The sequence below is a fragment of the Mobilisporobacter senegalensis genome, assembly GCF_003752155.1.
GTDB classification, from domain to species: Bacteria; Bacillota; Clostridia; order Lachnospirales; family Lachnospiraceae; genus Mobilisporobacter; species Mobilisporobacter senegalensis.
Genome location: NZ_RJVG01000005.1, coordinates 34169 through 49089 on the forward strand (window position 1 = coordinate 34169; position 14921 = coordinate 49089).

Consider the following 14921-nt stretch of genomic DNA (forward strand, 5'->3'; position numbering starts at 1 on the left):
CATCCCTCCTTATATTTCAAGTAACAGCTTACGTGATAGGTTTTTAAATTCTCTAGACAATTCTTTTTCAGACAAAGGCTTAGGAGTAACAACTGAAATGTTTTGTGTTATGCCTGCACCAGTGGTACTAACACTACCTTGCCCTACCATATTCATATCAAAGGTTGTAGGTATCGCGTTTTGCATATCCCTTGATACTGTTGCCATTGCATCTTCAAATCCTACGCCAATTCCTTCACCCATATTGTGTCCAAGATCTGCGAATAATTTTGATGGAGATGCAATACCAAAAAAGTCCTTTATTTTTGAAACTACATTTCCAAAAAATCCTGAGATTTTATCCCATAGCCACGCTCCTGCATCCGTAATGCCCTGCCAAAGACCCTTAATTAAATCATCACCAATATCGGACATATCGCTTATATAGTCTGAGAATGCATTTACCAATCCTTCAATAATCTGCGGTACTGCTTTTACTACTTCCACAATTATCTGAGGAAGATTTTCAATAAGAGCGATAAACAACTGAACTCCTGCAAGAATTATTTGGTCGATGTTATCTACAATAGCTCCTACTAATGAGGTTACAATCTTAGGAATCGCGGCTACGACTGTCGTAATAATCTGTGGTAATGCTTGAATTAACGATATTAAAAGGCGAATGCCTGCATCGATAATCATTGGAATGGAATCGATAACTGCATTTATAATATTATCGATGATTTCTGGAATTGCTTCCAAGATCGCATCAATAATAGTAGGTAGCGCTGTTACTAATGAAGTCAACAATTGAATGCCGGCATCGATAATCTGTGGAATAGCTTCAATTAAGAAATCCACTACTGCAGAGATGATGGCTGGCAAAGCTAAAATAAGCTGTGGAATAGCCTCCACTAAGCCTTGTGCTAATCCTAATATTAATTGCAAAGCCGCGTCTAAGATCAGAGGTAAGTTTTCAATTAGCCCTTGAACAATTTGTATGATAGCAGAAACAGCTGCTGGTATAAGCTGCGGTAAAGCTGTGCTAATACCCTCCACAAGTGCCGTTACCAATGTTATAGCTGCATTTATGAGTAGCGGAAGATTTTCAATTAACGCTCCAACAATCGTCATAAGAGCAGTAACCGCCGCTGGTATAAGTTCGGGTAATAGACTTAAAATTGTTTCAAGTACCTGGGTAAATATACTTGTCACAGTTTCAAGAAGCGAAGGAAGTAAATCAGCAACCGCTTCTAATATTGCTCCTGTAGCTGCTGGTAAAGCTGTTACGATATTCTCTAAAACCGGTACAATGTTAGCAACAACTGCTTGGAACGCATCCACAAGATTTTCCGTGAGGTTAGTCATATCCGCATCGGCATTGCCGAGTCCTGCTGTGAAAGACCCAAGTGCAGCTTCTAACAATCCAATAGAACCGGAAATTGTCTGAGTTGACTCTTTCGCAAAGTTACCAGCATACTGCTCTGTGTTCTCAAAGAACATCTGCATTGCAACTTCAGCTTTCTCTGCTTGCGTTGCAGTTTTCCATGTGAAATCCAATCCCTTTGAGAGAGCATAGGCTTCAATGTTTGTAGCGTTCATCGCAACACCTAAATTATCCATCATGGTAAAGTTGCCTTTTGCTGCTCCTGTAACGGCTTCCATAGCAGAGGACATATCGATGCCCATAACGGATGCCATATCCGCAGCACGTTGCATTGCTTTTTCAGTCAACTCTAAGCTTTTCTGTTGTTCGACACCTGAACCTTGAAATAATGCACCCATTTTGTTTGCTGTCGCCAGATAATCACTTTGTGAGATACCAAGGTTTTTATAGGCTTCTTCACCAGTTTTTTGAATTGATGAAGCATATTTGCCGAAAACTGCCTCTGAACCACCTAGGTTTTGCTCCAGCTCACCAAATTGAGTTACCACTTCTTTTCCCAATTTAATGGCAGCAGCTCCGGCAGCAACAGCAACTGTACCCATTGCTACACCGATACCACTCAATATGCCACCAAATTTATCAAACTTACCACCGGCATCTTCTGCACTTTTTCCAGAGTCATCTAATTCTTCACCAAGATTATCTGCTTCGATTGTAGACTTCTCTAATTCTCGCTCCATACCATTTAGTTCTGCCTGAGCCTTATTTAGTTGTATCTGCCAATTTTGGGTACGGCGATCATTTTCACCGAACGAGGTGGTGGCGTTATCAAGCGCAGCCTTAAGGGTAGATATCTTATCTTTTTGTGCGTCTATTTCTTTATTCAGAACTGCATTACGAGCCGTAACCGATTGTATGGATTTATCATTTTTATCAAACTGACTTGTTACAAGAGCCATTTCACTGCCTAGCACCTTAAAGGATTGATTAATCTCAGAAAGTGCCTTCTTAAATTCACGCTCCCCCTCGACGCCTATCTTTAATCCAAAATTATCTGCCATGCCATCACCTCCTATATACCCGGTGGGATAATATCATCAATTGTTCGAGTTCTTTTTGATTTCTCTATACCATGCCATTGCTTATGGCAGGTCCATAAATCAAAAAACAGCCCTATTGGCATAAGCCAGAACTCCTCTGCATCCATGCCCATTTGAACTGTTCCATAATAGAATAGCCGGGTAAAGACTTCAGCGTCCGTTACCCGACTTCCACGTTTTTTGATGCGACACCCCCAGTGACGTTATCTTCTTCACTCTCTACATTTCGTTTCGTACCTTTAAACATAGCTTCTGTGATTGCGTTTTTATATGCTGCTAAATCATATGGAGTAGTTAAAAGTTCTACCTCTTCCTCGGTTAACAATGCTTCTGGTGAGTTTTTGTTTCTTAGATTTTGAATTAAGATAGACTGATTTGCAAGTAGTGTGATCAGCCATATAATCTCTTCCAGTGCCATCTCAAAGTTCTCTGACTTCATCAGCTTTTCACCGAGATTTTCAAGTCCACCATAACGATTTGCTATTGCTTTTGTGGCGCGTGTGGTGAGTATTAATTCAAAATCTCTCCCCCCAATATTAATAACCGCACTTCTCTCATTATCCATCTATTCTCCTCCTATTCTTCTGGAGTGTAGACCGGTTCGTAAACTTCAGTAAACCATTCCGTAATAGTGGATGCCGTAACGCCTGGATCGCCTTCTGTAACCTCCGCTTTCCATGGATGTTTACCCATGCCGTCCAGCTTATTTCTTCGCATAACCGTTCCCTCAATAGTAGGTGTAGAGAATGTGATAGAATCCGCCTTTGTCTGCAAGTTGGTTGCGGGTAAACCGAACTTCACACGATACAGCCAGAAATATCGATATGTCCCATTGGCCTTTTGCGCACGAAATCCCACAGCAACAGGGGTCCCCACGTTCTCGCTTGCGGAGATTAATACCCCATTGTCATCTGTAGTTGCACCAGTTAAATCTGCTGCCACTGTAGGGCCAATGTCATCAACACCAAGAGTAAGCGTACCGCTGTTAAAGTCCTTAACGACTTCGGCGGCACCATCATCTGCATACAGAATTGCTTCTACCAGTTCCACCGAGAGCTCGGCTGTGATTGCTTTTGCAAGCACTGTAGGTACAGCATAGGTTTCCTCGCCATTTGCATCTTCAGTTATCTTTGAATAGTACAGTCTATCAAGACCGATCGTTGCCATATCTTATTCCTCCGTTTCCAATTGAAATTCATATAGTTTTGCCACATCTATAGCATAATGGTGATATTCAGTATCGTCCTCATGACCTATGTACCGGCGATCAGTAATAGTAAAATCAGCACCAAGGAGAGTATGAACAATTAGATTTTTCGCAGTTGTATAACTTCCTTTAACAAATAAGGATAGTCGGGCTTCTTGCATCTCATAACCAGGTCTATTATCAGCATGAACTTCAAATAGATCAATCAGAGGTGTAATCACAAGATAGATATCAGGAGGCACACCTGAAAATACTCCTGTCTCGACTGGAATTTCACATAACTCTGAAATATGCTTAAGCTCCGCCAAAATACTCATATATTTTCCACCTCCTGCTCAAATCTTTGTTTCATAGCCTCAATACACGCTCTTCTTGAAGATGATCTCGCAGGCTTTAAAAATGGCTTTGGTGGTTGACCAGACTTCCCGTATTCGATGATATTAGCAATTTTAGCATTACTTTCACCGTTCCTACGTGGCTCGTTAAACCCAACCTTCACATTGAAATTACCGTTTCTATCCTGCTTGGCAGGCGAAACACCTAAAGCGGATATAAGCTCCCCGGTGGATCGGCTCTCTACTTTTGTTCTACTACCGATAACTGATTGTAAATTTGACTTAACCTTTGATAAAACAATCTCACCGCCTGTTTCTAGCACCTTGGGAATTATTTCATCCGTTTTATCACCGAGTCTAGAAAGTTTCAAAAGAAAATCCTCCGGCAACTTAACATCGGCCTTAGCCACTGGAAGCCACCACCCTTTTTGCTAATACCTCAATATACATCCCTCGTCCCTTTATATCCTCAACACTTGTAATTTCATAACGTCCGTCGTCAGTAACAATGACCATCTCGGTAGATACCTCTATTTCAGGTATTTTGCGAAAACGAAACAAGGCGGTAGCTTCAGAAAACGCCGCCCTATTCGCCCATTTTTCACTACCATGCTGTACTTCCTTGTATGCCCTCAAAGAAGCGAGAATTGTATCTTTGACCGTACCGAATCCTTCACTATCCTTGATTGTTTCAACGGATATGATTTCAATAAAGGTATTCATTTTTCCTAAACTCATAAATTACACCTTCCAATCACGATCAATACGAAGTAGCAAATTAACCGTATTCCATACTTGCTGTCCTGCTTGAACATTATCAGAGAAAAAGCCGCCAGTGCTTCCATCCCGACTTTCATAGAAGTGGGATGATAACATAATGACGGCTTGCTCGGTGGTTGGTGGCATGATGTTATTGGAATAGTGTCCTTCTTTAAGGTGCTGGTAGCTTTCTGCATAGGATACAGCTGCAGTAATGTAACCTTGCAGAAGAATATCGTCCTCATTGTGAGAAAGAATCAAATTAGCTTTCACTTTTTCAAGAAGTGTATTCATCACAACCACCATCCTTACTCTTCATCTGCAGTCATATACCCTGTAAACTTTAGCTTAGTTAGAAGAGCATTAAAGTCCGTTACCAAAGCTTCAACGGTTTCTGCAGTACTCTCTGGTTGATTATCAAGAACAGGAAGGCCTATTACTGTGGCTTCCTCTTTGATTTCTAAGACTCCTCCAATAACGGTCTTTTCACCACCTTGTTCAGTGTAGTTCTTTGTATTATAGCTCATGATTTTACACCTCCTATTAAGCCTTCTGCTGAAGAACTTTAATAGCTTCCGGTAGAATTAACTTACCATCGACACGCTGACTAGCCAAGAAACCAACTTGACCTGTAGTTGCAAATAGCTCATTTAGACGCTTGAATGAACGCCCCTGGCGATCTGCAATCCAGTAGTATTTGAAATCACCAAAAGCGATTGTCTTTGCTCCAGCTTCAATAATCGGTGCAAAAGCGGAAGTATAAACCGGGTAATTTAATAAGGTATCCGGTGTGTCAGCTGAAAGAGAAGGCTGCCATAGATACTGACCCTGTCCATCCTTCAGTTTACGAATTGCTTTAACCGTAGCATCATTCATCAAGAATACAGCATTTTTTCTATAAGCCGCTTTTAGTGAATAGACAAGATCGATAATTTCATCTGCAGTAATAGCAGTAGCTGAACCAGTAGTAATTCCTAGCTGAGCACCACCTGTGTTGTTGAAAATTCCAGTTGGCTTACCATCGGCGTCTCCAACTAGGAATGCTTCTTCTTCCTTTGCACCAATTCTACGGGCAAACTCAGTGGAGATATAGTTTTCAAGATCAAAAACACTATCGTTAAGAAGCTCATCTGAAACTTTAATCATAGTACCAAGTTTATAGGCACCAATCGATGTCTGTCCAAATACAGAATCGTTCTCATCAAATTCCTCGCCCTCATCAAGCCATGCTGCAGTTCCTTTCGTCACAACCACAGGGATCTTACGATCACCACTTGAAGTTTGAATTATTTTAGCAAGCTGTCTAAATACATTCTCATCCTCAAGAGTTTGAACTAAGGTACGCTCGAATTCATCAGGTACTAAATATCCTCCTTCGGAATCAGTGCCAACAGAGAGTGCATTTAGTACATCATGACGAGGATTTTTGCTACGCATTACATTCCAGAAGGCCTTTCTATACTCATCACTAGCTCTTCCAGTCTTTGTATCCAATCCCGGAATTGCAGGCTTTCCAGTAAGAGGCATATTTACAGGCTTATTCAACTCTGCTTCAAGGGCCTCTTGGCGTTCTAGTCTTGCGATTTCCTTACCTAGATTAATAACATCTTCTTCCATTTTTTCATAGGTTGCAGCAACTTCTGCAGATACAAGTCCGTCACTGCCACGTTTTGAGTCAAGAAATGCCTTTGCTGCTGCCCATGCTTTTGCGCGCTTTTCACGCAGTTCAAGAATTATACTCATAATCATTTCCTCCTAATATTTCAATAAATTAAGCCGTTCATAAAGCGGCTCGATTGACTGTGTTACAACTGGTTTTTTAAGCTTATTCATTAATGAATTGGTCACTGCTCTTCTGCTAAATACAAAGCTGTCTTGAAGTGTACTTTCTCCTGGCCTAAACATGATGTCATCTGCAAATCCAAGCTCTACTGCCTTATTTGCATTTAGCCAAGTTTCTGCGTCCATCAAATGTGATAATCTTGTTCTGGATAAGCCGGTTTTAATTTCATAAGCATTGATAATGCTCTCTTTCACTTCATCCAGCATGGCGATAGCCTTTTGCATCTCTTCACTGTCTCCGATGGCTATTGTAAAAGGGTTATGGATCATCATTAGCGAGGTTGGGGACATTAAAACTTCCGTGCCCGCCATCGCAATAACTGACGCAGCTGATGCTGCAATGCCATCAATCTTTACTGTGACATCGCCTTTATAATCCATCAGCATGTTATAGATCTGTGATGCTGCGATACAATCACCACCAGGCGAATTGATCCAAACAACAATATCACCCTCACCACTCATAAGTTCTGATCTAAAAGCAGCGGGAGTAACATCATCTTCAAACCAACTTTCCTCGGCTATTGCACCGTTTAGGTAGAGGGTTCGTGTTTCCGTATCTGAATCACGTACCCAATTCCAAAACTTCTTCATTCGGTTTTTCCTCCATTCCTTCTTTGTTTGCAAATATGCCCGCATCCGCGAGTTTGGTCATATTGCCATTGATCAGGTATAAGTCTCCGCCAAGCTCTGATGGGATACGGTCAAGGTTCTCGAGCTCTCTGATATCATTAGCGCTCATCCAGCCATTCTGTCTGGCGGTTGCATAACCATTCATCCTCGAAACATAATCACCTCGGAGCAAACCATCTACATTGAACTTAGCAAAATAAAGTTTCTTTTCATCAGAATTTAAAAGGGCTCGACTAATCGCCTGCTCCCACCTTATTACCCAGGGATCAAGAGTGTATTTCACAAACTCCAGAGACTGTTGCTCAATATTAGAAAAGCTCGACTTTTCCAAATCACCAACCATATGGGGCGGCACACGAAAAATTCGAGCGATTTCATTAATTTGAAATTTTCTTGTTTCTAAAAATTGAGCTTGTTCTGGTGAAATACCAATAGGCTGATACTTCATCCCTTCCTCAAGCACTGCTACACGATGTGAATTGCTGCTGCCTTGGTATGCTGCATTCCAGCTGTCTCTTACTTTTTGTGGATCCTTAATTGTACCCGGATGCTCCAATACCCCTCCTGGTGCAGCCCCATTCGCAAAGAACTTGGCTCCATATTCCTCACATGCAATCGCCATTCCTATCGCATTTTTAGCCATGGCAATCGGGGAATAGCCAACAAGCCCATCGAAGCCTAATCCGGGAATATGAAATACATCTCTTGGTTTTAGAGTAACCGTTATTCCATTCATCGTAGGTGCTTCATCCGAATACCTAGTGTAAGTATAATAAAGAGCACCATTAGAATCGCGGTCAACAGTCATCCGGTTAGGCATCAAAGGATAAAGTGCAACTACCTCACCTTTACCATTCCGAATAATTTGAGCATAAGCATTGCCCCATAATAACAGATGAGTCATCATCGTCTCACGGAATACGAAGGAACTCATCTCTGGATTTGGTTCATCATGTAATAAAAAATATAGCGGATGTAAGAGAGCTTTCTCCTTACCACCGCTTGCAGTGTATCTATAAAGGTGGAGTGGAAGCCCTGCTACAGCCTCTGCCAGTATTCTCACACAGGAATAAACCGCAGTCATTTGCAATGCTGTATGCTCATTCACTGGCTTTCCACTTGTCGTGCCACCAAAAAAGAAGCTATAGTTACTTCCATAGGTTCGGTCCTTAGGCTTGTCACGCGCCTTGAATATATTTGATATTAGTCCCATATGCACCACTCTCCTTAATAATCGGTAATAAAAAACCGCTTCAGCCAAGAAGCGGTCTATTAGTTATCATGTTTATCGTGCTGGAGGGTTATTAAGTATAAAATAGGTTGTTCCATGTATAGGAACTCCATTCTTTTCAAATCGACCAAATCCCCAAACAGCATCTTCTCTACGCATCAATAGATCAAATAGGATAAGTCCAAAAAATAATCCAGAAGCATCTTTGTTATTACCACACGCATGATAAAGAGATTGGTATACAGTCCCTGACCAGTCATTTCCGGGGATCCAGCTTGATGTATTTATATCACTTGAATCTATCTTTTGGCTAAGGGCATTAATAATATTTTGATAGTCTGAAGCCGGCAGGTTTTTCATCCAACCATCAAATTCTTTTTTGTGTGGGAGTTTCTCAACATACTTTCCAGAATCTATAGAGTATAACATTATTCTTCCCCTCCTACTTCATACCATTGAACATTGGCACTATCCTTTTGAGTTGGTTTAACACCCTCAACTTTGCCTGCAACAACATAATTATAAAAAGCACGCCCCATTGCAAGACGGACTCCCCTCTCAATATTTACCCAATCTGTAGACAATACCATCTTAATATTGAATGGGGTTCCATATTTAATTCGTGACACTCTTTCAAGGAGTTCTCGAAACCACTTTTTGAATTCTGTATCATCTAGCACTTTGTTTTTGATATAAAGCGCTATGGTCATTCCCTCCTCCTCAGCTTTTGATTCCAAATGCGAATACTCTGCTTCGCTAAATGATATCTGGATTATCTTGCTTGCCATTATAATACGCCTCCTATATTTATAATATTAACCTTGTGGTTATTATTATAAACCAGAGCGTTAGTATTGTCAACAGGTTTTTAATAAAAACCAGGAATAATATAAACTATAATATTAACAACCCTCTTCCGTCATAAACTGATGTTCCACCTCCACCACCGCGAATTGCTCGGTCGAGAGCCATGATAGTAGCTACAGCACCATCTATTCTTTCAGTTGATTTTTCTTTATCCGGCTTAATATTTCCAGCGGGATCGGTACGAATAAATATATTATCCATCATCCATCGAAGTACAGGATGCCCACTATGTGCTAGTTTCTCTTCCAACGTAAGCTTCATTAATTCTTTCGTAGGTGGACTCATATCTTTAAAGCCTTGGCCGAAAGGAACCACAGTAAAGCCAAGATTTTCAAGGTTCTGTGTCATTTGCACTGCTCCCCAACGGTCAAAGGCAATCTCTCTGATGTTATACTTTAATCCCAATTCTTCAATAAAGTTTTCAATGAAGCCGTAATGCACCACGTTTCCTTCAGTGGTGTGTAAAAAACCTTGCTTCTCCCACACATCATAGGGAACATGGTCTCGCCTCACTCTTAAGTCTAAGTTATCTTCCGGTATCCAAAAGTATGGTAAGATGATGTATTTATCTTCTTCATATTCTGGCGGGAAGATTAAAACAAAAGCTGTAATATCCGTTGTAGATGATAAGTCCAAGCCCCCATAACATTGCCTTCCTCTGAGACTGTCAGGATCCACAGCAAATGAGCATTTATCCCATTTTTCCATAGGCATCCACCGTACCGACTGTTTCACCCATTGGTTTAGTCTAAGTTGTCTAAATAGGTTTTCTTCCGCAGGGTTCTGCTTTGCACTCTCACAAGCAATTTGTATCTTTTCAATATCGACAGTAATACCCATTGAGGGGTTGGCTTTCGCCCATACTTTTGGATCTGTCCAGTCATCATCCTCGTCGGCTCCATAAATGACTGGGTAGAATGTAGGGTCAACCTTTCGCCCTTTCAGGATATCCTTAGCCTTTTGGTGTACTTCATAGCAGATCGAGTGCGTATCATTTCCTGCCGTAGTAATAAGAAAATACAATGGCTGTTTTCTTGCATCACCAGAACCATGAGTCATTACATCAAATAACTGGCGGTTTGGTTGGGCATGAAGCTCATCAAATACTACGCCATGAACATTTAGTCCGTGCTTTGTATATGCTTCAGCAGAAAGGACCTGATAGAAACTACCAAGTGGCTTATACACTAACCTCTTCTGTGAAAGTACAGGCTTTATTCTTGCTTTCAATGCTGGACACTGCTCTACCATTTCGACTGCTACATCAAATACAATCGATGCCTGCTGCCTGTCAGATGCACAGCCATATACTTCACCACCATGCTCAAAATCACCACAAGTAAGCAGCAAAGCCACAGCCGCCGCAAGTTCTGATTTACCTTGCTTCTTAGCTATTTCGATATAAGCGGTATTAAATTGACGGTAACCGTTGGGTTTCATAATTCCAAATACGTCACGAATAATCTGTTCTTGCCAGTCAATAAGTTCAAACGACTGTCCGTACCATTCCCCCTTAGTGTGCTTTAGGCAATTAATAAAGGATACCGCTGTATCAGCCGCATCCCTGTCATATACCGAACCATCTGCTTTGAAGATGGTCGGCTTGTATGTTTTTAGTTTCCGTATCGCCGCCACCTCCTACGGGTATAAAAATAGACCTGCGTCAGGCAAGTCTTTCAATCTATCTGTACGAGAAACAGAGCCTTTATTGGCACTGTTCTCTTTTTAAAGTTTAGTTATATTCCATCTTAAGGATAGCAAGTGCAATTTCTGTATCCTCATCAATCGGCTCAACATCCCAGCCTCTGTCATAGTTTGCAATAATTTTACCGTTACGCTCAAGCATTAGTTTAGAAATACGACCTTCGTCAATACCGAAAATTGATCCCTCTTCAAAATGCTTTACCCAGTAATGGATTATGCTGTTATGAACCTTAATACTGCCTTCTCTCCACATGGTTTATTTCTCCTCACCGGTCAGAATAAATCGAGTATATGCTCCAATGTTATCAGTAAGGTAAACAAACAGCTCATCATACCCTTCTCTCATTGCTATTTCCTGCACCTTACGCACATCAAACATATTCGTTTCGCCTGTGTCGCGGATGGCAAGTATCTGTTCCATTATCTTTTTATTCATTCCAACCTCCTATAAAGCTTCAACTATTGATTAATCTTCGATTTTCTTACAAGAGTCCTCACCATATACTACTCCGAGAGAACTACCACAGTCCCAATTCACATGAATTGTACCAATGTCGTCAACACCTAAGACTGTTCCTTTATCCCCAGGCTGAAGCTTCGTATACGGATCGTTTATTTGGACAAGAATTACTCTCGTTCCCGGTGTGTAATAATTCTTTAACGTCTTTAACATTTCTGGATGTATTCTTATCATTGCTGCCCTGCCTCCTCATGTTTAGCGGTAGAACTTTTGAAAGCAGAGCTCCCAGTCAACTTAGAAAGTAAAATTTTTCGCACAGTCTTATATTCTGAACCTATAAAGCCAAGTCGAAGGAGGAAACAGCGAAAAGCATATTTTTCATTATCTACTCCCTTAGCTGTTGCAGTAATTCTTTTCTGCGTTCTAGCCATCTTACAAATAGCTGAAATCAAATGAATATAGGCGTTAACCTTATCAGGATCCGACTCATGTTGAAACCATGGAAATCTTAGTGTATCTTCCGTTTCTTCAATCGGAAGTGCATTCACGCTAAGAGCTTTTTTAATAAGACCGCCTTTGCTTTCAAGGATCTTATTCAGGTTAGTAAAAGCTGTCTCAGTGAAGCCTTTCTTTGGAACCTCGATTACAAGTAGGTCTCCGCCGCTTATTTCGCTCTGTGCCGGGCTTTCTAGTTTTTCATAGGCAAATCCTTGTTCCTCTAGATCAACAAGCAGTGTGGCCGCTTTTGCACCCACAACATCCTCTTCAAAGATAAGCCCCCCCTCCTTATCTATCTCAAAGTCACCTATCTGATAAATAAATGTTGGAGCACCTTTATATTTAGGCTTTATTCCAAGTATATCGCCTATCGCAGTTACAAGCGCTTTCCTTTCAGTGCAAGATCTGTAAAAATTAATTCTCATGCTAAATACCACCTTTCTTTTTGGTAGTACTATATATCACTCAAAAGCTACATAATAGCAAGTTAAACATCTGTAAATCCATAATTTTATATATTCTTGCTATAAGAATGTTCGGTTAAATCGCTATAAGAAATCTTTACTTTATCCCGGATTACAAAAACATTCTCATCCGTTCCAACCTGTTCAATGTAGCGTTTTACTATAACATCACAATACTTTTCATCAAGTTCAATGGTGTAGTTAATTCTATCTGTTTGCTCACAAGCAATTAGCGTTGATCCAGATCCACCAAACGGATCTAACACAATACTATTGGTTAGGCTAGAGTTCATAATCGGATAAGCAAGCAAGGCAATAGGTTTCATAGTCGGATGATCCGCATTCTTTTTTGGTTTGTCAAACTCCCAAATGGTGGATTGCTTGCGGTCTGAGTACCACAGATGTTTACCTTTCTTTTTCCAACCAAATAACACAGGCTCATGTTGCCATTGATATGGAGATCGTCCAAGAACAAGGGATTGCTTCTTCCAAATACAAGTTCCAGAAAGATAGAAGCCAGCATCGATAAAAGCCTTCCTAAAATTCAAACCTTCCGTATCTGCATGAAATACATAAATGCTTCCATCCTTTGATAAAGCTTGTTCTATGTTACTAAATGCATCAAACAAAAATTGATAAAATACGTCATTTTCCATATTGTCATTTTTTATCTTTCCTGCTGTGCCTTCGTAGTTTACGTTGTATGGTGGATCCGTTACCACAAGGTTTGCTGCTTTACCTTCCATCAAAATATTAAAGGTCTCCTTTTTCGTGCTGTCCCCACAGACCAGTCGATGCCGGCCTAGTAACCAAACATCCCCCAAATGCGAAACAGCGGGCATTTTCAGCTCGCTGTCTACATCAAAATCATCCTCTTTTATATTGTCCTTAAGTGTATCCTTGAAAAGATCGTTCAACTCTCCTGGATCAAAACCAGTTAAAGATACATCAAAGTCTGCGGCACTTAGATCGGTGATTAGAAGAGCCAACTTATCCTTATCCCAATCACCGCTAATTTTATTTAGCGCAATGTTAAGAGCCTTCTCTTTTTCTTCATCCATCTCTATGATTACACATTCTACTTCAGTAATCCCCATACTAAGGAGTACCTTCAAACGCTGATGACCGCCCACCACATGGCCTGTTGTTTTATTCCATATTACAGGTTCTACATAACCGAACTCTTCGAGAGAACGTTTTAATTTTTCATACTCTAGATCACCAGGTTTTAAATTCTTTCTTGGGTTATAATCGGCAGGGATTAATAATTCAGTCCTTAATTTTTCAATCAGCATATTTCTCCACCGCCTTCTTAAATTCATTGTATTTATCAACATCTTCCCAAGGGAAAATAAAATTATTAAAATGACCATAAACCGCTGTATCGGAGTAAATCACATTTCTGAGACGCAGCTTTTCAATGATAGCCGCTGGTCTTAAATTGAAAACATCATTTGCTGCTAAGGTAAGGATCTCATCTGATACTGTACCAGTTCTAAAGGTATTCACGGAAAATGCTACAGGGTTTGCTTTACCAATCGCATAGGATATACTAACTTCGCACCTTTTCGCAAAGTCACACCAAATGATATGCTTTGCAATATACCGAGCCATATAAGCACCGCTTCGATCAACCTTTGTTGGATCTTTCCCGGAAAGTGCTCCACCACCATGGGAAGCTAGACCTCCATAGGTATCAACCATCAGCTTTCTACCGGTTAGTCCTGTATCCGCTGAAGGGCCTCCAAGCACAAATCTGCCTGATGTATTAATAAGAATTTCTGTATCACTATCGAAAGGAAAATCCTCAAAGCACTGCCATAGTACTTGATTAAGAATATCCGATTCCAGTTCTTCCTGACTTTTATCTTCACGATGTTGTACGGAAACGACGATGGTTTTTACCCTTATAGGAATATCCCCATCATATTCTACTGTGACCAGTGCTTTACCATCGGGAAGAATACCTTTTATAAGCTTTCCTTTACGGACTTCATCAAGTCTTTTTACGATTCTATGAGAAAGCACAAGGGGAAGTGGTAGCATCTCACGAGTTTCGTTTGTTGCATAACCATACATAGTTCCTTGATCTCCGGCGCCGATTGAACCGTATTGTTCATTGATACCATTTCTAACTTCAAGTGCTTTATTAACCCCCGCTTCTATATCCTTGCTCTGATTGTGTACATATATATAAATTTGAAACCTTTTTGGGTTATAACCTACTTTTTTAAGTACACTTCCAACAACATATCGGATATCAACCTTCTCGCTGCAGGAGATCTCGCCCGCTACGATAATTTTACCCTTAGTAGCCATAACCTCACAAGCCACACGTGATGCTCTATCTTTACGTAGGCAAGTATCTAAAATACTATCTGCAATAATATCGCATAGTTTATCAGGATGCCCAGCACACACACTTTCTGCTGTAAAATATCTTTTACTCATTACA

The 14921-nt window shown here is 40.6% G+C and carries 21 protein-coding genes; all 21 read right to left on the reverse strand.

Annotated elements, in window-relative coordinates:
* Positions 1-9: 9 nt before the first annotated feature.
* The 21 genes from EDD66_RS09220 to metK all read right to left on the reverse strand — a co-directional run bounded on the left by EDD66_RS09220 (position 10) and on the right by metK (position 14917).
* Complete coding sequence (locus EDD66_RS09220; protein WP_123609286.1) at positions 10-2427, reverse strand: phage tail protein; 2418 nt, start codon at positions 2425-2427, stop codon at positions 10-12.
* 11 nt (positions 2428-2438) lie between these two features.
* Positions 2439-2579 carry a hypothetical protein gene (locus EDD66_RS18420; RefSeq protein WP_170164305.1) on the reverse strand — a complete coding sequence of 47 codons (141 nt, stop codon included), beginning with the start codon at positions 2577-2579 and terminating at the stop codon, positions 2439-2441.
* Positions 2580-2626: 47 nt separating this feature from the next.
* Entirely contained in the window at positions 2627-3031 is a 405-nt protein-coding gene (locus EDD66_RS09225) for a hypothetical protein (protein ID WP_123609287.1), read from the reverse strand.
* 11 nt (positions 3032-3042) lie between these two features.
* Positions 3043-3633 carry a major tail protein gene (locus EDD66_RS09230; RefSeq protein WP_123609288.1) on the reverse strand — a complete coding sequence of 197 codons (591 nt, stop codon included), beginning with the start codon at positions 3631-3633 and terminating at the stop codon, positions 3043-3045.
* A 3-nt stretch (positions 3634-3636) separates the two neighbouring features.
* Complete coding sequence (locus EDD66_RS09235; RefSeq protein ID WP_123609289.1) at positions 3637-3990, reverse strand: hypothetical protein; 354 nt, start codon at positions 3988-3990, stop codon at positions 3637-3639.
* A complete protein-coding gene (locus tag EDD66_RS09240) occupies positions 3987-4418 on the reverse strand; it encodes an HK97 gp10 family phage protein (protein ID WP_123609290.1) in 432 nt (143 codons plus the stop codon). The genes EDD66_RS09235 and EDD66_RS09240 overlap by 4 nt, the downstream gene beginning before the upstream one ends.
* On the reverse strand, positions 4411-4746 hold the full coding sequence (locus tag EDD66_RS09245) for a phage head closure protein (RefSeq protein WP_123609291.1): 336 nt from the start codon (positions 4744-4746) through the stop codon (positions 4411-4413). The genes EDD66_RS09240 and EDD66_RS09245 overlap by 8 nt, the downstream gene beginning before the upstream one ends.
* 3 nt (positions 4747-4749) lie before the next feature.
* A complete protein-coding gene (locus EDD66_RS09250) occupies positions 4750-5061 on the reverse strand; it encodes a head-tail connector protein (protein WP_123609548.1) in 312 nt (103 codons plus the stop codon).
* 14 nt (positions 5062-5075) lie between these two features.
* On the reverse strand, positions 5076-5294 hold the full coding sequence (locus EDD66_RS09255; protein ID WP_123609292.1) for a Head fiber protein: 219 nt from the start codon (positions 5292-5294) through the stop codon (positions 5076-5078).
* Positions 5295-5310: 16 nt separating this feature from the next.
* A complete protein-coding gene (locus tag EDD66_RS09260; RefSeq protein WP_123609293.1) occupies positions 5311-6510 on the reverse strand; it encodes a phage major capsid protein in 1200 nt (399 codons plus the stop codon).
* Positions 6511-6522: 12 nt separating this feature from the next.
* Positions 6523-7203 (reverse strand): head maturation protease, ClpP-related, encoded by a 681-nt coding sequence (locus tag EDD66_RS09265; RefSeq protein WP_123609294.1) that lies wholly within the window; start codon positions 7201-7203, stop codon positions 6523-6525.
* Positions 7175-8455, reverse strand: coding sequence for a phage portal protein (locus tag EDD66_RS09270; RefSeq protein WP_123609295.1), 1281 nt, complete (start codon positions 8453-8455; stop codon positions 7175-7177). The genes EDD66_RS09265 and EDD66_RS09270 overlap by 29 nt, the downstream gene beginning before the upstream one ends.
* Before the next feature lie 72 nt (positions 8456-8527).
* Complete coding sequence (locus EDD66_RS09275) at positions 8528-8902, reverse strand: hypothetical protein (protein WP_123609296.1); 375 nt, start codon at positions 8900-8902, stop codon at positions 8528-8530.
* Entirely contained in the window at positions 8902-9261 is a 360-nt protein-coding gene (locus tag EDD66_RS09280) for a DUF1413 domain-containing protein (protein ID WP_123609297.1), read from the reverse strand. The genes EDD66_RS09275 and EDD66_RS09280 overlap by 1 nt, the downstream gene beginning before the upstream one ends.
* 106 nt (positions 9262-9367) lie before the next feature.
* Positions 9368-10966 carry a terminase large subunit gene (locus EDD66_RS09285; RefSeq protein ID WP_207667776.1) on the reverse strand — a complete coding sequence of 533 codons (1599 nt, stop codon included), beginning with the start codon at positions 10964-10966 and terminating at the stop codon, positions 9368-9370.
* 106 nt (positions 10967-11072) lie between these two features.
* Positions 11073-11297: a DUF7678 domain-containing protein gene (locus tag EDD66_RS09290; RefSeq protein WP_123609299.1), complete on the reverse strand. Its 225-nt coding sequence runs from the start codon at positions 11295-11297 to the stop codon at positions 11073-11075.
* 3 nt (positions 11298-11300) lie between these two features.
* A complete protein-coding gene (locus tag EDD66_RS09295; protein ID WP_123609300.1) occupies positions 11301-11480 on the reverse strand; it encodes a DUF5049 domain-containing protein in 180 nt (59 codons plus the stop codon).
* A 30-nt stretch (positions 11481-11510) separates the two neighbouring features.
* Positions 11511-11717: a DUF4314 domain-containing protein gene (locus EDD66_RS09300; RefSeq protein WP_408632107.1), complete on the reverse strand. Its 207-nt coding sequence runs from the start codon at positions 11715-11717 to the stop codon at positions 11511-11513.
* A gap of 17 nt (positions 11718-11734) precedes the next feature.
* A complete protein-coding gene (locus EDD66_RS09305) occupies positions 11735-12427 on the reverse strand; it encodes a virulence protein (protein ID WP_123609302.1) in 693 nt (230 codons plus the stop codon).
* An 86-nt stretch (positions 12428-12513) separates the two neighbouring features.
* On the reverse strand, positions 12514-13761 hold the full coding sequence (locus EDD66_RS09310) for a site-specific DNA-methyltransferase (protein ID WP_123609303.1): 1248 nt from the start codon (positions 13759-13761) through the stop codon (positions 12514-12516).
* The gene (gene metK / locus EDD66_RS09315) at positions 13751-14917 is read right to left on the reverse strand and encodes a methionine adenosyltransferase (RefSeq protein ID WP_148053941.1); all 1167 of its coding nucleotides are present in this window, start codon (positions 14915-14917) and stop codon (positions 13751-13753) included. Before metK ends, EDD66_RS09310 begins: the two co-directional genes overlap by 11 nt.
* Between the last annotated feature and the right edge of the window lie 4 nt (positions 14918-14921).

Excerpts from the sequence above, each read along its gene's own strand:
- EDD66_RS09220 (WP_123609286.1), bottom strand. The coding sequence starts at position 2,427 with ATGGCAGATAATTTTGGATTAAAGATAGGCGTCGAGGGGGAGCGTGAA.
- EDD66_RS18420 (WP_170164305.1), bottom strand. The coding sequence starts at position 2,579 with ATGGGCATGGATGCAGAGGAGTTCTGGCTTATGCCAATAGGGCTGTTT.
- EDD66_RS09225 (WP_123609287.1), bottom strand. The coding sequence starts at position 3,031 with ATGGATAATGAGAGAAGTGCGGTTATTAATATTGGGGGGAGAGATTTT.
- EDD66_RS09230 (WP_123609288.1), bottom strand. The coding sequence starts at position 3,633 with ATGGCAACGATCGGTCTTGATAGACTGTACTATTCAAAGATAACTGAA.
- EDD66_RS09235 (WP_123609289.1), bottom strand. The coding sequence starts at position 3,990 with ATGAGTATTTTGGCGGAGCTTAAGCATATTTCAGAGTTATGTGAAATT.
- EDD66_RS09245 (WP_123609291.1), bottom strand. The coding sequence starts at position 4,746 with ATGAGTTTAGGAAAAATGAATACCTTTATTGAAATCATATCCGTTGAA.
- EDD66_RS09250 (WP_123609548.1), bottom strand. The coding sequence starts at position 5,061 with ATGAATACACTTCTTGAAAAAGTGAAAGCTAATTTGATTCTTTCTCAC.
- EDD66_RS09255 (WP_123609292.1), bottom strand. The coding sequence starts at position 5,294 with ATGAGCTATAATACAAAGAACTACACTGAACAAGGTGGTGAAAAGACC.
- EDD66_RS09260 (WP_123609293.1), bottom strand. The coding sequence starts at position 6,510 with ATGAGTATAATTCTTGAACTGCGTGAAAAGCGCGCAAAAGCATGGGCA.
- EDD66_RS09265 (WP_123609294.1), bottom strand. The coding sequence starts at position 7,203 with ATGAAGAAGTTTTGGAATTGGGTACGTGATTCAGATACGGAAACACGA.
- EDD66_RS09270 (WP_123609295.1), bottom strand. The coding sequence starts at position 8,455 with ATGGGACTAATATCAAATATATTCAAGGCGCGTGACAAGCCTAAGGAC.
- EDD66_RS09275 (WP_123609296.1), bottom strand. The coding sequence starts at position 8,902 with ATGTTATACTCTATAGATTCTGGAAAGTATGTTGAGAAACTCCCACAC.
- EDD66_RS09280 (WP_123609297.1), bottom strand. The coding sequence starts at position 9,261 with ATGGCAAGCAAGATAATCCAGATATCATTTAGCGAAGCAGAGTATTCG.
- EDD66_RS09290 (WP_123609299.1), bottom strand. The coding sequence starts at position 11,297 with ATGTGGAGAGAAGGCAGTATTAAGGTTCATAACAGCATAATCCATTAC.
- EDD66_RS09295 (WP_123609300.1), bottom strand. The coding sequence starts at position 11,480 with ATGAATAAAAAGATAATGGAACAGATACTTGCCATCCGCGACACAGGC.
- EDD66_RS09300 (WP_408632107.1), bottom strand. The coding sequence starts at position 11,717 with ATGTTAAAGACGTTAAAGAATTATTACACACCGGGAACGAGAGTAATT.
- EDD66_RS09305 (WP_123609302.1), bottom strand. The coding sequence starts at position 12,427 with ATGAGAATTAATTTTTACAGATCTTGCACTGAAAGGAAAGCGCTTGTA.
- EDD66_RS09310 (WP_123609303.1), bottom strand. The coding sequence starts at position 13,761 with ATGCTGATTGAAAAATTAAGGACTGAATTATTAATCCCTGCCGATTAT.
- metK (WP_148053941.1), bottom strand. The coding sequence starts at position 14,917 with ATGAGTAAAAGATATTTTACAGCAGAAAGTGTGTGTGCTGGGCATCCT.